The 14430-nt window shown below is 64.0% G+C and carries 11 protein-coding genes; 6 read left to right on the top strand and 5 right to left on the bottom strand.

The features are described 5' to 3' along the window. Positions 1–9 precede the first annotated feature (9 nt). From G3N59_RS29540 to G3N59_RS29520, 5 genes are all read right to left on the bottom strand, one after another. Entirely contained in the window at positions 10–843 is an 834-nt protein-coding gene (locus G3N59_RS29540) for an IclR family transcriptional regulator (RefSeq protein WP_205986369.1), read from the bottom strand. A 111-nt stretch (positions 844–954) separates the two neighbouring features. Further along, positions 955–1692, bottom strand: coding sequence for an SDR family oxidoreductase (locus G3N59_RS29535; protein WP_205986368.1), 738 nt, complete (start codon positions 1690–1692; stop codon positions 955–957). A 40-nt stretch (positions 1693–1732) separates the two neighbouring features. Beyond that, on the bottom strand, positions 1733–3034 hold the full coding sequence (locus tag G3N59_RS29530; protein WP_205986367.1) for an MFS transporter: 1302 nt from the start codon (positions 3032–3034) through the stop codon (positions 1733–1735). 45 nt (positions 3035–3079) lie between these two features. Next, positions 3080–3817 (bottom strand): SDR family NAD(P)-dependent oxidoreductase, encoded by a 738-nt coding sequence (locus G3N59_RS29525; RefSeq protein ID WP_205986366.1) that lies wholly within the window; start codon positions 3815–3817, stop codon positions 3080–3082. After that, a complete protein-coding gene (locus tag G3N59_RS29520; RefSeq protein ID WP_205986365.1) occupies positions 3814–4335 on the bottom strand; it encodes a 2,4'-dihydroxyacetophenone dioxygenase family protein in 522 nt (173 codons plus the stop codon). Before G3N59_RS29520 ends, G3N59_RS29525 begins: the two co-directional genes overlap by 4 nt. A 220-nt stretch (positions 4336–4555) precedes the next feature. Between G3N59_RS29520 and G3N59_RS29515 the strand changes: the two genes are divergently transcribed. From G3N59_RS29515 to G3N59_RS29490, 6 genes are all read left to right on the top strand, one after another. Further along, the gene (locus G3N59_RS29515) at positions 4556–5995 is read left to right on the top strand and encodes an MFS transporter (RefSeq protein ID WP_241024394.1); all 1440 of its coding nucleotides are present in this window, start codon (positions 4556–4558) and stop codon (positions 5993–5995) included. 241 nt (positions 5996–6236) lie between these two features. Further along, on the top strand, positions 6237–7364 hold the full coding sequence (locus G3N59_RS29510) for an efflux RND transporter periplasmic adaptor subunit (protein ID WP_205986364.1): 1128 nt from the start codon (positions 6237–6239) through the stop codon (positions 7362–7364). 11 nt (positions 7365–7375) lie between these two features. Beyond that, entirely contained in the window at positions 7376–10636 is a 3261-nt protein-coding gene (locus tag G3N59_RS29505; protein ID WP_277397948.1) for an efflux RND transporter permease subunit, read from the top strand. Beyond that, the gene (locus tag G3N59_RS29500) at positions 10633–12141 is read left to right on the top strand and encodes an efflux transporter outer membrane subunit (protein WP_205986363.1); all 1509 of its coding nucleotides are present in this window, start codon (positions 10633–10635) and stop codon (positions 12139–12141) included. The genes G3N59_RS29505 and G3N59_RS29500 overlap by 4 nt, the downstream gene beginning before the upstream one ends. 61 nt (positions 12142–12202) lie before the next feature. Continuing rightward, the gene (locus tag G3N59_RS29495) at positions 12203–13705 is read left to right on the top strand and encodes an ATP-binding protein (protein ID WP_205986362.1); all 1503 of its coding nucleotides are present in this window, start codon (positions 12203–12205) and stop codon (positions 13703–13705) included. Next, positions 13692–14378, top strand: a complete 687-nt coding sequence (locus G3N59_RS29490) for a response regulator (RefSeq protein ID WP_346777959.1) — start codon at positions 13692–13694, stop codon at positions 14376–14378. The genes G3N59_RS29495 and G3N59_RS29490 overlap by 14 nt, the downstream gene beginning before the upstream one ends. Positions 14379–14430 lie beyond the last annotated feature (52 nt).

Here is a 14430-nt window from a genome sequence, read left to right as displayed (position 1 = left end):
TTCGCGCGCTCAACGCCCCGCGACAGGACCGAGCCTGGCGGCGATCGTGCGGCAGGCCGCGAGCAGCGGCTCGATGTAGTGGCGTTGCGCGTCGGCTTCGCGGCGGAACATCGGCATGCTGATGCTGATGCAGCCCGCCGCGCGCCCGTCCGCGCCGCGAATCGCCGCGCCGTAGCACCAGATCGACTGCTCGTTTTCCTCGCGGTCTTCCGCATAGCCGCGTTCGGCCGTGAGCTCGATTTCGCTGCGAATCGCATCGAGATCGGTCATCGTGTGTTCCGTGAAGCGCGTGCGCGGCGCACGTTCGAGTAGCGGTTCGCGCTCGTCGGGCGTGAGCGTCGCGAGCCACGCCTTGCCGACCGAACTCGACGTCAGCGAGACGCGTGTGCCGATGCGCGACGCCATTCGCACCGCATGCGGGCTTTCCAGCTTCTCGATGTAGACCATCGCGCCGTCGCTCGGCACCGCGAGATGCACGGTTTCGGACGTGACGTTGCGCAGCTCCATGAGCGCATCCACGGCGGCGATGCGCAGATCGGAGCGCTCCCAGCTACGGCTGGCGAGATTGACGAGGCGCGCTCCCAACGCGAAGGTATTGCCGCCGCCTTGCGCCACGACGAGACCTTCGGCCTGCAAGGCCGCGACGATGCGATGCACGGTCGGGCGCGGATAACCGCTGGCCGTTGCGAGCTTCGCGATATTGGGTGGCGTTTCAGCGTCGGCGATCAGTTGCAGGACGGCGATGAACTTCGAGAACGCGGCGGCGCCTGCCACCGCCGTGGTGGCGGTGCTGCCCGAGGCGGCGGTGGGAGCGGGCGAATTGGGCTTGGTGGAAATCGACATCGGAAGCGGGCGGGCGAACGGGCTTATCAGGCGCGGGCATCAGGTCGCGCCATTATGCCCCAAAGCGGACGGCCGAAATTTCGTGCCGTCCGTGTCTGCGGCTTGCCGATATCAGGCGCAGAGATAGCCGCCGTCGATTGGCACGATCGCGCCCGTCATGAACGAAGCGGCGGGCGAGCACAGGAATGCGGCGACGTTGGCGACTTCCTCGGGCAGACCCCAGCGCTTCATCGGCGTGCGATCGAGGATGCCTTGCGAGCGCCCGCTATCGTCCTGCAAAGCCTGGGTGAGCGGCGTCGCGATCCAGCCCGGCGCGATGGCATTCACGCGAATGTGATCGGCGGCATAGGCGATGGCGAGCGAGCGCGTGAGCTGCGCCACGCCGCCCTTGCTCGCGCTATAGGCGGGCACGAGTCCGCCGCCGAAGAAGCTCAGCATCGAAGCCGTATTGACGATGCAGCCCGACGAAGCACGCAGCAGATCGCGTGCGCTCGAACACACCCGCATCGTGCCGTTGAGATTGATGTCGAGTACGCGCTCGAATACCTCGATTTCGTGTTCTTCCACGCGGCTGATCACGCCCGCGCAATTGATCACGATATCGAGCCGGTCGAGTTGACCGATCAGCGCGGCGACATCTTCGGAAGAGCGCACGTCGAGCGTGGCGCGCTGAACATTGGCGTCGAGTGCGTCGGGCGCCGATGGCGTTGCGGCGGGCGGCGGCAAACCGGCGGCGTGCGTACGCGCGCCGAGTTGCGCGAGCCGGTTAGCGATCGCCGCGCCGATGCCGGAGAAGCCGCCAGTGACGAGCGCGACTTTACCTTCGAGAAGATTGGCCTGGAATGTCATGGTGATAGTTACAGGTGAGTTCGAATAAAAGTGGCGTAATTCAGGTGGTTTGCGGCGCGGTGGCGTGCGTTGCGTCCTCGGGCCTGACTTCCTTCACGACGAAGAGATAGACGAAGGCCGCGGCGAACGCGATGGCCGCGCTGATCAGCAGCGCATTGACGAACGAATGTGTCTGGTCGACCACGATGCCGGTGATGACCGGCGCGAACGAGCCGCCCAGATAACCGCCGAAGTTCTGCATGCTGCCGAGCGAGGCCACCAGATAGCGCGGCGCGGCGATGCTCACAAGCGCCCATGCGCTGCCGCTGGCGAGGTTCACGAAGAACATGGCGAGCGACACATAGGTGATGGCGAGCGCGGTGCTGGGCGTGTACGCGGCGGGCACGGTGAACGCTGCGGCGCCGATCAACCCCACGCACACGGGCCACTTGCGGCTGCGGATCGGAGCGACGCCGCGTTTGAGCAGGTAATCGGCGATAAAACCGCTGCCCGCCATGCCGATCGTGCCGAACACATAGGGAATCGCCACGAGCCAGCCGGTGTGCGCGATGCTCAGGTGGCGCTCTTTCTCCAGATAGCCGGGCAGCCAGGTGAGGTAGAGCCACACCATATAAATCACGCCCATGAAGCCGAAAATCATGCCCCAGGTGTTGCGCAGCTTGAGCAGCATGCCCCATTCGGCGAAGCTGATGCCTTTTGCGCGCGGCGGTTCCGTTGCGCCTTCTTCGAGCCATGCGGTTTCATCGGCGTTCAGTGCGATCTGATCGCGGTTGCGATAGACCGCATACCAGCCGATCGACACCAGCACGCCGAGCACGCCCATGATGATGAACATCGGCCGCCATCCGAACGAGAGCATCAGCACGGTGAGCAGCGGCGGGGCGAGCATCGGTGCGATCGTCGATGAAGAGATAAAGGTGCCGGTGGGGCCGCCGCGCTCGCGCACGGCAAACCATTCGTGGATCACTTTCGCGCCTGCAGGAAAGAGCGGTGCTTCGGCCACGCCTAGCACGATGCGCGCGGCCAGAAAGTGGTTGAGCGTCTGGATAAAGCCGCCCGCTACCTGCGCGACTGACCAGACCAGCATGCCAAGCCCAAGCATCACACGCGAGCCGAAACGGTCGAGTAGCGCGCCCACCGGCAACTGCGCGAACGCATACGCGAGCGAGAATGCCGACAGCAGCAGGCCCATTTCAGCGGCATTCAGATGCAATTCCTGCGCGACCGAATGATTGGCGATCGACAGCGTGCTGCGGTCGAGATAATTGACGATGCCGGCCACCGTGAGAAACACGACGGCGACCGTCTGAATGCGTTTGAGCCGGGGCGATTTGGTCGGCATGGCTCGTCTCCTGTAGTTTGTTGTCGGTGTCGAAGGTCAGCGCACCTAATACGTCGCGCGGCCGCCCGAAAGATCGAAAGTCGCGCCCGTGCTGAATGAGCAGGAATCCGAGCAGAGCCAAAGTGCAAGCCCGGCGACTTCCTCAACCGTGCCCAGACGGCCCATCGGGCTCTTGTCGATCATGGTCTGCACATGGGCGGGCGACATCTGTGCGAGCAACGGCGTGTCCACGGCCGCGGGCGCAATCGCGTTGACCAGTACGCCCGCCTGCGCGAGTTCCTTGCCGAGCGATTTAGTCAGCGCAATCACACCGGCTTTGGCCGCGCTGTAGGCCGAGGCATTCGGCGTGCCTTCCTTGCCCGCGAGCGAGGCCACGTTGACGATGCGGCCCGCGCCGGTCTCGCGCATCACGGGCACGACATGCCGGCAGACGTGATAAGTGCCGAGGAGATTCACCTCGACGATGCGCTGCCATTCGGCGGGCGAATAGGCGTCGAGCGGCACGGTCGAACCCGCGAAGCCCGCGTTGTTGACGAGGAAGTCGATCCGGCCGAATGCCTCGAGCGTGGCGGCCAATGCGGCTTCGACCGTTTCCGGGCGCGTGACGTCCACGGCGACGTGGCGCGGAGCGCGAGGCGAAGCCGTCTCGCCGGACACGCGGTCCCAGTTGACCGTGCGTGCGCCGGATGCCGCGAAGGCGTCGCAGATTGCGCGGCCGATGCCGCCGGCCGCGCCCGTCACGACGGCCACACGTCCGGCGAAATCGTAGCGGGCGGCGCTCATCGGATGAACTGGTCCACGTAGTCTTCGCCCAGACCCACCGACGCATAGTGCTTGCGGCACATGTCGATCTTCGTGAAGACGTCTTCGTAGCCCGTGTAGTTGCCGTAGGGATCGCAATAGAACATCACGCCGTTCACCTGGAAGTAGGTGATCATTTCCTCGACGTCGTCGGGCACGTAGAGCGTGTGCGTTTCGCCCGGCGGCTCGAACACATAGCTGCCTTCGGTCGCTTCCCAGTCGTGTTCCAGATAGCGCCAGCGGCCCTTGAGCACCATGCCGTGAACGGCCTGCGGATGGCGATGCCGGCTCAGCACGCCCGATTTGCGCACGCGCAGCAGGTTCATCCAGTAACCCTGCGAACGGTTCAGACAGAGCGGGCGAAACCATACGTTTTCGGCTTGTGGCACCCAGACGCGTTCGTCCGTGGGAATGGCGGAGGGCACGACGATCTCCTGCTGCGCGTCTTTGGGAAACGGCAGTTGATAGGGCGTCATCGGCGAAAAGTCCTGGTCTGGCATGTAGGGCTCCTTGTTATTCGTCCATAATATGGACATACAGTCCACGATATGGTTGATTTTGATCTTCATCATGGAGCGTGGTCAATGCCAGGGTATGCCCCAGGCATGACTTAAGACGCAGCGTGCGTCCCGCTAATGCCATTTTCAAAACTATCGTAAGATATGTTTTTCGACATCCAGAATCGATGCGCCGGCGCTCCTGCAGGATTCGCGCTCGCGCATGCTCATTCACCGCATGAACCGTCCGTTCCCCGCCGATACCCACGCGCCCACGCCCGCCCGCTTGCGGGCGATCATGATTCTCGTCACCGGGGCGCTCTTCATGGAGATTCTCGATGGCACCGTGATTGCCACTGCGCTGCCCGCGATGGCGCGCTCGTTCGGCACCACGGCGGTCGCGCTCAATATCGGCGTGAGTGCTTATCTGCTCGCGCTTGGCGTGTTCGTACCCGCGAGTGGCTGGGTGGTCGACCGCTTTGGCGCACGGCGCGTGTTTGCGTTCGCGATCGCCTTGTTCACGCTGACATCAGCGTTATGCGGGCTGTCGAATGGACTCGTGAGCTTCGTTATCCTGCGCGTGGTGCAGGGTGTGGCGGGCGCGTTGATGGTGCCGGTGGGCCGACTCGTCGTCATGCGCTCCACGCCAAAGGAGCGGCTGATGGCGGCGATGCAGTCGCTGGTCTGGCCCGCGCTGATCGCGCCGGTGCTCGGGCCGCCGGTTGGCGGCTTTATCACGACACACTTTGGCTGGCGCTGGATCTTTTATCTGAATGTGCCGATCGGTCTGGTGGCACTGGCGATTGCTTACTTCATCATTCCGGATGCGCAGGAAGCGCGCGAGCGTCGCTTCGATTGGTCAGGATTCCTGCTTAGTGGCTTCGGCACATTCATTTTACTGACCGGTCTCGAACGCGCCGACGCGCGAATCGACGCCATCACGCTCGGCATGCTGACCAGCGGCGTTGCAATCCTTGCGTTAGCAGTTCGCCACTTATTGCGTTCGCGTGCTCCGCTTGTCGATCTCTCTGCGTGCTCGATTCCAACTTTTCGCGCAGCGCTTCGGGGCGGTTCGCTGGCGCGCATGGCGATCGGCAGCGCGCCGTTTCTGCTGCCTTTGATGTTCCAGGTGGGCTTTGGCTACGACGCGTTTCATTCCGGTTTGCTTTTGCTCGCCGTGTTCGCGGGCAATCTCACGATGAAGTCGCTCACCACGCCTATACTGCAGCGCTTCGGATATCGGCCGGTCATGCTCTGGAACGGCGTGTTCTGCGCGATCTTCCTTGCCGCATGCGCGTTCCTGCAACACGATACCCCCGTGCCGATCACGGTGCTGCTGCTGTTCCTCAGCGGCATGACGCGCTCGATGCAATTCACCGTTCTCGGCACGATTGCTTACGCGGATGTCGCGAAAGAGCGCATGTCCGATGCCAATAGTCTCTTCAACACGGCTTCGCAAATCGCGATGGCGGCTGGCATTACGCTTGGCGCGCTAAGCGTGCGGCTTGGTCACTTTGTTGCGCTTCGGGCCGACTGGCATGGCAGTGGAATCGAGTATCGGCTGGCGTTCGTACTGATCGGGCTGGTTGCGTTCGCAAGCATCTTCGATGCTGTTCGTCTTCCAAAAGGCGCAGCTGATCATTTCATCACGCGCTCGACCTGACAGACTGGTTAGTACTGGCCTGCTCTCGCGTCATAGGAAACCGGTCGTCCATGCAAAAGATGCGCTTTCCCGGCCATCCTAATTTCTTGCGAATTTGATTTGCATAATGCCGCAATCGGGCGTGGACCGCGCTCACAGTATTGAGGCCAACATGATGCAAATCCGGCTTTCCGCGCGTCGGCGCACGGGCGTTCTGTTACTGACCTGTGCATTGGCGGCGTGTTCGCAGCAGCAAAAAAGCGTGCAGAAAAAAGTGCAGACGGTGACCGTGGAAACGGTCAAGACCGTCGCGTTCGCGCAGTCGTCGTCGATGCCGGGGCGCGCCACGTCGTTCCTGACCTCGCCGGTGACGCCCCAGGTGACCGGCGTGATCCAGAAGCGTTTGTTTACCGAAGGCAGCGTGGTGCACGAAGGGCAGGTGCTCTACCAGATCGACCCCGCGCCTTATCAGGCGACCTACGACGCCGATAAAGCCGAGCTCGAAAAAGCCCAGGCCGCGCTGCTTTCCGCCCAGCCGATTGCCGAGCGCGACCGCTCGCTCGCCGCCATCGACGCGATCAGCAAGGAAGCGCTCGAAGAGGCCGAAGCCACGCTCAAGCAGGACGAAGCCACCATTGACGCGGATAAGGCCGCGCTCGAAAGCGCGCGCATCAATCTGGGCTACACACGCGTGATCGCGCCGGTCACGGGCACGATCAGCGCGTCGGCCTATACGCCGGGTGCGCTGGTGACGGCCGATCAGACCACGGCGCTCGCCACCATCTACGCCTACGATCCGATGTACCTGGACGTGACCGAATCGAGTACGGACGTGCTCGCGCTGCGCAAGAAGTTCGCGAGCGGCGCGTACAAGACCGACGCGAACGGCAACGCCAAGGTCAAGATCACGCTGGAAGACGGCACGACCTACGCGCACGAAGGCAGGCTGCAATTCACGGGCGTGGGCGTCGATCAGACCACGGGCACCATCACCTTGCGCGTGATCGTGCCGAACCCGGACAAGCTGCTGCTGCCCGGCGAATATCTGCATGCGGTGATCGATCAGGGCGTCAACCAGAACGCGATTCTGGTCCCGCAGCAGGCGGTGGCGCACGATCAGCGCGGCAACGCGACGGCGCTGGTGGTCGACGCGCAGGACAAGATCGAGCAGCGCACGCTGATGCTGGCCGGTACGGCGAACAACAACGAATGGGTGGTGACGGGCGGCCTCGCCACGGGCGAGCGCATCGTCGTGGCCGGATCGCAGTTCGTCAGTATCGGCGACACCGTGAAGGCGGTCGAAGCGCCTGCAGCGGAGCAGGAAGCCGCTGCCGATACGGATAGCGCCGCCGCTTCGTCGGCCGCGTCGCCGGCGCCCGCGGCGAACTAAGGGGCGAGTGCATGCGTATCGCTCATTTCTTTATCGACCGCCCGGTGTTCGCCTGGGTGCTCGCGATTCTCGTGTCGCTGGCCGGCGCGTTCGCGATTACCCAGTTGCCGCTCGACCAGTATCCCGACATCGCGCCGCCCACGATCCAGATCACGGCCACCTATAACGGCGCGTCTGCGCAGACCAACCAGGACGCGGTGGTGCAGGTGATCGAGCAGCAGATGGTCGGTCTCGACAATCTGATGTACATGTCGTCCTCGGCGAATTCCGAGGGCAATATTTCGATCAAGCTGACCTTCTCGGCGGGCACCAATCCCGATACCGCCCAGGTGCAGGTGCAAGACCAGTTGCAATCGGCCAACGCGCTCTTGCCGACCGAAGTGCAGGAAAGCGGCGTGACTGTGCGCAAGGCGTCGCCCGATACTTTCCTCGTTTTCAACCTCGTGTCCGAAGACGGCAAGATGAGCAAGTCGGCCATTGCCGATTATCTCTACAGCAATCTGGAAGAACAAATCGAACGACTGCCCGGCGTGGGTCAGGCGCAGCAGTTCGGCTACGAATACGCCATGCGGATCTGGCTCGATCCGAACAAGCTGCAGAAGTACGCGCTGATGCCGTCCGATGTCGTGACCGCCATCGACGCGCAGAACAACGACGTAGCGGCCGGCGAAGTCGGCAATACGCCTGCGGTCAAGGGCCAGGAGCTCGACGCGACCATCACGGCGCGCAGCCGCCTGACCACCGCACAGCAGTTCCGCGACATCGTGCTCAAGACCGAAACCAACGGCTCGCAGGTGCTGCTTGGCGACGTGGCGCGCGTCTCGCTCGGCCCGCAGGCCTATACGGTCGAAACCAACTTCAACAACAAGCCCGCTTCGGGTCTGGGGCTGCAACTCGCGCCGGGCGCGAACGAAGTGCAGGTCGACAAGGAGGTGCACGACTTCCTCAACAAGCACGCGGCGAGTTTTCCGGCGGGGTTGAAGGTCGAATACCCCTACGAAATGGTGCCGTTCATCACGACCTCCATCGAGGAAGTGGTGAAGACGCTCGCGGAAGCCATCGTGCTGGTTGTCGCGATCATGTTTCTGTTCCTGCAGAACCTGCGCACCACGCTGATTCCGGCGATTGCGGTGCCGGTGGTGCTGCTGGGCACCTTCGGCATCCTCGACGTGTTCGGCTATTCGATCAACATGCTGACGATGTTCGGCGTGGTGCTGGCGATCGGACTGCTGGTGGACGATGCGATCGTAGTGGTGGAAAACGTCGAGCGATTGATGACGGAAGAGCATCTTTCGCCGCGCGACGCCACCAAAAAGTCAATGACGGAAATCAGCAGCGCGCTGGTGGCGATTGCGATGGTGCTCTCCACAGTGCTGTTGCCGATGGCATTTTTCGGCGGCTCGACCGGCATCATTTACCGGCAGTTTTCGGTGTCGGTCGTCTCGGCGATGGCGCTTTCCGTGGTGGTGGCGCTGACCTTCACGCCCGCGCTGTGCGCGACCCTCCTCAAGGACGGCCACGAGAAACCCAAGGGACGCTTCTTCAGCAGCTTCAATCGCGGTTTCGACACCTCGACCGGCAAATATCGCCGCGTCGTTGACAGGATGCTGCATCGCCGCAAGCCGGCGATCATCGTCTACGCGCTGCTGGTCCTGGGCGCGGGGCTGTTGTTCGTGCGCCTGCCCACTTCGTTCCTGCCTACCGAGGATCAGGGCGTGCTGATGGTCACCGTGACCGCGCCCGTGGGCGCGACGCGCGAGCGCACCGAAGCGACCATGGCGAAAGTCGAAGACTATCTGCTCAAGCAACCGGCCGTCTCCGAAGTGTTCAACGTCGCCGGTTATGCGGTGGGCAGTAACGGCCAGAACGTCGGCATGATGTGGGTGAAGCTCAAGGACTGGAGCCAGCGCACGGCGGTGAACGACACGGCGCAGGGTTTTGTCGCCAAGGCTTCGCGCGATCTCTCGCAGCAGATTCGCGACGCCAAGGTGTTCGTGCTGCAGCCGCCTACCGTGCGCGGGCTGGGCATCAGTTCGGGCTTCGACATGGAACTGGTCGACGAAGGCAATCTGGGCCACACGGCACTGGCCGCCGCGCGCGACAAGCTGATCAAGATGGCCAACGCCAGCGGCATCGTGCGGCAGGTGCGCTTTAACGGGCTGGCCGATACGCCGCAGCTCTCGCTCGATATCGACGACCGCAAGGCGAGCGCGATGGGCCTTGCGCCCGCGGATATCAACACGACCGTGGAAGACGCGCTGGGCGGCGAATACGTCGACGAATTCCTCGACAATCAGCGCATCAAAAAGGTCTACGTGCAGGGCGATGCGCCGTTTCGCATGTCGCCGGAAGCGCTGGAAAACTGGTACGTGCGCAATACCGCCGGGACGATGGTGCCGTTCTCCGCGTTCGCGACTTCGCACTGGACCTTCGGGCCGCCCGAACTGGACCGCTATAACGCGCAATCGTCGTTCGAGATCGTTGGCGATCCCGCGCCCGGCGTGAGCTCCGGCCAGGCGATGCAGACCATGGCGCAACTGGTTGCGAAGCTGCCCAAGGGCATCAGCTACGCGTGGACGGGGCTGTCGTATCAGGAGCAGTTGTCGGGCGGCCAGGCGCCGTATCTCTACGCCGTGTCCGTGCTGTTCGTGTTCCTGTGTCTTGCCGCGCTCTATGAAAGCTGGTCGGTGCCGCTGGCGGTGCTGCTGATCGTGCCGCTGGGCGTGTTTGGCGCGGCACTCGGCACGAGCCTGCGCGGGCTGTCGAACGATGTGTATTTCCAGGTGGGGCTGCTGGTGACGGTGGGGCTGTCGTCGAAAAACGCGATCCTGATCGTTGAGTTCGCAACCATGCTGGAGAAGCAGGGCGCGAGCACGCTCAAGGCCATCGAACAGGCCGTGGCGCTGCGCATTCGGCCGATCGTGATGACTTCGCTGGCGTTTCTGCTGGGCGTCGCGCCGCTGGTGGTGGCAAGCGGCGCGGGCGCGGCGGCGCGCCAGTCGATCGGCACGGGTGTGTTCGGCGGCACGCTGGTGGGTACGCTGCTGGCGATCTTTTTCACGCCGCTCTCGTATTTCATGGTGCGCAAGTTGAGCGGCAAGGGTGCCGCGCCAGGCGGGCCGCGCGGTCCGGGCGGCGCCGATGCGCCCGCCGACGATTCCGGCTCGACCGGCGCGCAGGTGAGCGAGCACGAACACGAAAACGAACACGCTTCGCAGGAGGCAAAGGAGAACGAGGCGTACTCGTTGTCCGCGAATGGAGGTGCAGCATGAGGCGCGTACTCAACTGGATGGTAGCTGGCGCGGCAGTCGTGGCGCTGAGCGCGTGTATCGACCTCTCGCCGCAGTACCGGCGGCCCGCTGCGCCGGTGCCGGCGGCGTGGCCCGATGCGGCGTCGTCAACGGAACAAGCGGCTTCGCAGACCGGGCAGACCGGACAGACGCTGGCCGCCGATATCGGCTGGCGCACGTTCTTTGTGGATGCGCGTCTGCAACGCACGATTGCGCTCGCGTTGTCGAACAGCCGCGATCTGCGCATTGCGATTCTCGACATCGAGAAAGAACGGGCGGAATACCGCATCGAGCGCTCGGCGCTGTTCCCCGAGATCGATCTGGGCGGCTCCGAAGAAGCCGAGCGCACGCCCGCGTCCGTGCGTAGCGCGGACTCCGGTTCATCCGCTGGCACGACCGCCGCGAGCGGCACGACCACGCATATCTACAGCGCCAATCTGGGCTTTACCTCTTACGAACTCGATCTGTTCGGGCGCGTGCGTAACTTGAGCCAGGCGGCGCTGGAAACCTATCTTTCGAGCATCGAAACGCGCCGCAGCACGCAGATCAGCCTGGTTTCCGATGTGGCGAGCGACTGGCTCACGCTTGCGTCCGACAAGCGCCTGCTGGTGATCGATCAGGAAACCGAAGCAAGCCAGCAGCGCACCTTCGATCTGGTCGATCGCGAGCATGGGCTGGGCGCGGCGAGCGCGCTCGATGTCGAACAGGCGCAGGCAAGCCTGCAGTCCGCGCGCAATGCCGTGGCCCAGGCGCAGACGACGGTGGAACAGGCGCGCAATGCCCTCGACCTCGTGGTGGGCGCACCGGTGCCGCTGGCCGATCTGCCCGATGCGCAGGTCGATCCCGTCGCCAGCATCACGACGATTCCGGCGGGCATTCCGTCGACCGTGCTGCAACGCCGCCCCGACGTGCTGGCCGCCGAACACACGCTGAAAGCCGATAACGCCGATATTGGCGCGGCGCGCGCGAACTTCTTCCCGACCATCAGCCTGACCGCGGCGCTGGGTTTCGAAAGTCCCGCGCTCGCGCAGCTGTTCACGGGTGGCAACCGCAGCTGGTCGGTCGAGCCGTCCGCGGTGATCCCGATCTTCAATGCGGGAGAAAACCGCGCGACGCTCGACGCCGCCAAGGTCACGCTCAAGATCGACGTGGCAACCTACGAGAAGACCCTCCAGACCGCCTTCGAGGAAGTCGCGAACGCGCTGGCGACGCGCGCGACCATCGACGCGCAGCTCGACGCCCAGACCCGCACCGTGCAGGCCGATCAGCACGCTTACGACCTGACGATGGCGCTCTACCAGCAGGGCAGCGACAGCCTGATCGACGCCTTGACCGAGCAGCGCCTGCTGTATAGCGCGCAGCAATCGCTGGTGGCCACGCAACTCTCGGCGCAAACGAGCCTGATCACGCTCTATGCGGCGTTGGGCGGCGGCGTGGAAGCGGACGACGCGCATGCCGCCAGCCACGCCGCCGCGGCCAGCCGCTGAGCGCCGCCGCGACGGGTATCATGACCGCACGATTCCCGACTCAAGGACGCCAGGCAACAACATGCCAGCAGTGCTGACCCGCGCGATACACGCGATCCGACGCTCGAGCCTCACCGGCAAGCTGTTTGCCGCGATGCTCGTCGTCAATGTGCTGGTGATCGGCGCGATGGCCGTGGGCGCGCAGATCAGCTTCGAGCGCGGCTTTCTCGGCTACCTGGAGCATCAGGAAATCAAGCGGCTCGAATCGAGCGTCGGGCCGCTGGGCATGGCGTATCGCGATCACGGCAGCTGGGATTTTCTGCTGGAGAATCGCAGCCTCTGGCACGAAATCATGCGGCCTTACGCGCCCGCCTCGTATCCGGTGTCGAGCCACGCGCCGCTGCCGCGCCTGCCGGTGTCGTCGCTGATCGGCACCAATACGCGCTTTACGCTGCTCGACGCCCAGGGCCGTTACGTGTTCGGCAATCCATCGTTTGCCGATAGCTCGCCGCGCCGTCCCATTGTGGTGAGCGGCAAGACCGTAGGCTGGTTGCTGATGGTGCCGTTCGAGCGCGCCACCGAAGCGGGCGATCTGCGCTTCCAGAAGACCCAGCGCGAATCGAGCTGGATCATCGCGATTGCCGCCACGCTGCTGGCGATTCTCACGACCTTGTGGATGGCGCGCGCGCTGGCCTCGCCGTTGCGGCGCATCGCCAGCGCCACGCACACGCTCGCGGGCGGCGATCTGAGCGCGCGTGTGCCGACGGTATCGAGCGGCGACATTGGCCAGCTCGAACGCGATTTCAACCACCTTGCGCAGACGCTGGAAAGCACCGAACGCATGCGCTCCGCGCTGGTCGCCGATATTTCGCACGAACTGCGCACGCCGCTTGCGGTGATGAGCGGCGAAATCGAGGCGATCGAAGTGGGCGTGCGGCCTGTGAGCGTCGAGGCGGTGCGCTCGCTGGGCGGCGAGGTGAAACGCCTGAGCCGGCTGGTCGACGACCTCTACGATCTTTCGCTCGCCGACGTGGGCGCGCTGCGTTACCACCATGAACAGACCGATGTGTGCGAGACCTTGCGAGCGGCGCTGCGCCGCGGCGCGCGCCGCCTGAGCGATGCGGGGCTGACGCTGCACGCCAGTCTGCCCGATGCGCCGCTCTGGGTGCGCGGCGACGAGCGGCGGCTGCAGCAGGTCTTCACGAATATCCTTGAAAACGCGCTGCGCTACGTCGATTGCGGCGGTGCGGTATTCGTGAGCGCGCGTGAGGATGCGAGTACGGTGCGCATCGAATTCGACGACAACGGTGCGGGCGTGGCCGATGCGTATCTGCCATCGCTATTCGAGCGCTTTTATCGCGTGGAGGCGTCGCGCAGCCGCGCGACCGGCGGCGCGGGACTTGGCCTGCCGATCTGTCGCGGCATTGTCGAAGCGCATGGCGGGCACATCGATGCGGCGCGCGCGCCGCAAGGCGGCTTGCGCATCGCCATCGAATTACCGCGTTGGAAAGACGGCGCCGAGAAGGACAGCCCTACGCCGTTATTGATCAGGACAGCAGCCAGGAACCGAAGTGAGCGCGATTAACGAAACACCGATCGATATTCTGATCGTCGAAGACGAACCTAAACTCGCTAGCCTGATGGCGGATTTTTTGCAGGCAGCGGGTTTTGCAACGCGCTGCGTGGGCGACGGTCTGGCCGTGGCGGGCGAAGTGAAGCGCCAGATGCCGGGCCTGATCGTGCTCGACCTGATGCTGCCGGGCCGCGACGGCCGCGATATCTGCCGCGATCTACGCACGTACAGCGACGTGCCGGTCATCATGGTGACGGCGCAGGTGGAGGAAGTGGATCGGCTGATTGGCCTCGAACTGGGTGCGGACGATTACATCTGCAAGCCCTTCAGCCTGCTGGAGCTGGTGGCGCGCGTGAAGGCGATCTTGCGCCGCTCGCGCTTCGAGCGCGCGCCCGAAAGCGTGCCGCTCAGTCTGGACGAAGAATGTTTTCAGGCGACCTTTCGCGGCGTGACGATCGAGTTCACGCCGATCGAATTCCGCTTGCTCAAGACGCTCGCAGCGCGGCCAGGCCGCGTGTTTTCGCGCGATGCGCTGATGGACCAGCTGTATCCCGATGGCCGCATCGTCGAGGACCGCACCATCGACAGCCACGTCAAAAAGATTCGCCGCAAATTCGAATCGATCGCACCGGACGAGGATGTGATCCAGTCGGTCTATGGCGCGGGATTCCGGCTGGCGTTATAGGATTGTCTATCCGCCGTCGAACGTGCAGCCCGCAGTGAACTGGCTCTGCAGT

The sequence above is a fragment of the Paraburkholderia sp. Ac-20340 genome (assembly GCF_017104965.1).
Taxonomy (GTDB): domain Bacteria; phylum Pseudomonadota; class Gammaproteobacteria; order Burkholderiales; family Burkholderiaceae; genus Paraburkholderia.
The sequence above is the reverse complement of the archived record's forward strand: the minus strand, read 5'-3'. Positions and strand labels throughout refer to the sequence as shown.

Excerpts from the sequence above, each read along its gene's own strand:
- G3N59_RS29525 (WP_205986366.1), bottom strand. The coding sequence starts at position 3,817 with ATGAGCGCCGCCCGCTACGATTTCGCCGGACGTGTGGCCGTCGTGACG.
- G3N59_RS29495 (WP_205986362.1), top strand. The coding sequence starts at position 12,203 with ATGCCAGCAGTGCTGACCCGCGCGATACACGCGATCCGACGCTCGAGC.
- G3N59_RS29515 (WP_241024394.1), top strand. The coding sequence starts at position 4,556 with ATGCTCATTCACCGCATGAACCGTCCGTTCCCCGCCGATACCCACGCG.
- G3N59_RS29500 (WP_205986363.1), top strand. The coding sequence starts at position 10,633 with ATGAGGCGCGTACTCAACTGGATGGTAGCTGGCGCGGCAGTCGTGGCG.
- G3N59_RS29530 (WP_205986367.1), bottom strand. The coding sequence starts at position 3,034 with ATGCCGACCAAATCGCCCCGGCTCAAACGCATTCAGACGGTCGCCGTC.
- G3N59_RS29520 (WP_205986365.1), bottom strand. The coding sequence starts at position 4,335 with ATGCCAGACCAGGACTTTTCGCCGATGACGCCCTATCAACTGCCGTTT.
- G3N59_RS29540 (WP_205986369.1), bottom strand. The coding sequence starts at position 843 with ATGTCGATTTCCACCAAGCCCAATTCGCCCGCTCCCACCGCCGCCTCG.
- G3N59_RS29505 (WP_277397948.1), top strand. The coding sequence starts at position 7,376 with ATGCGTATCGCTCATTTCTTTATCGACCGCCCGGTGTTCGCCTGGGTG.
- G3N59_RS29535 (WP_205986368.1), bottom strand. The coding sequence starts at position 1,692 with ATGACATTCCAGGCCAATCTTCTCGAAGGTAAAGTCGCGCTCGTCACT.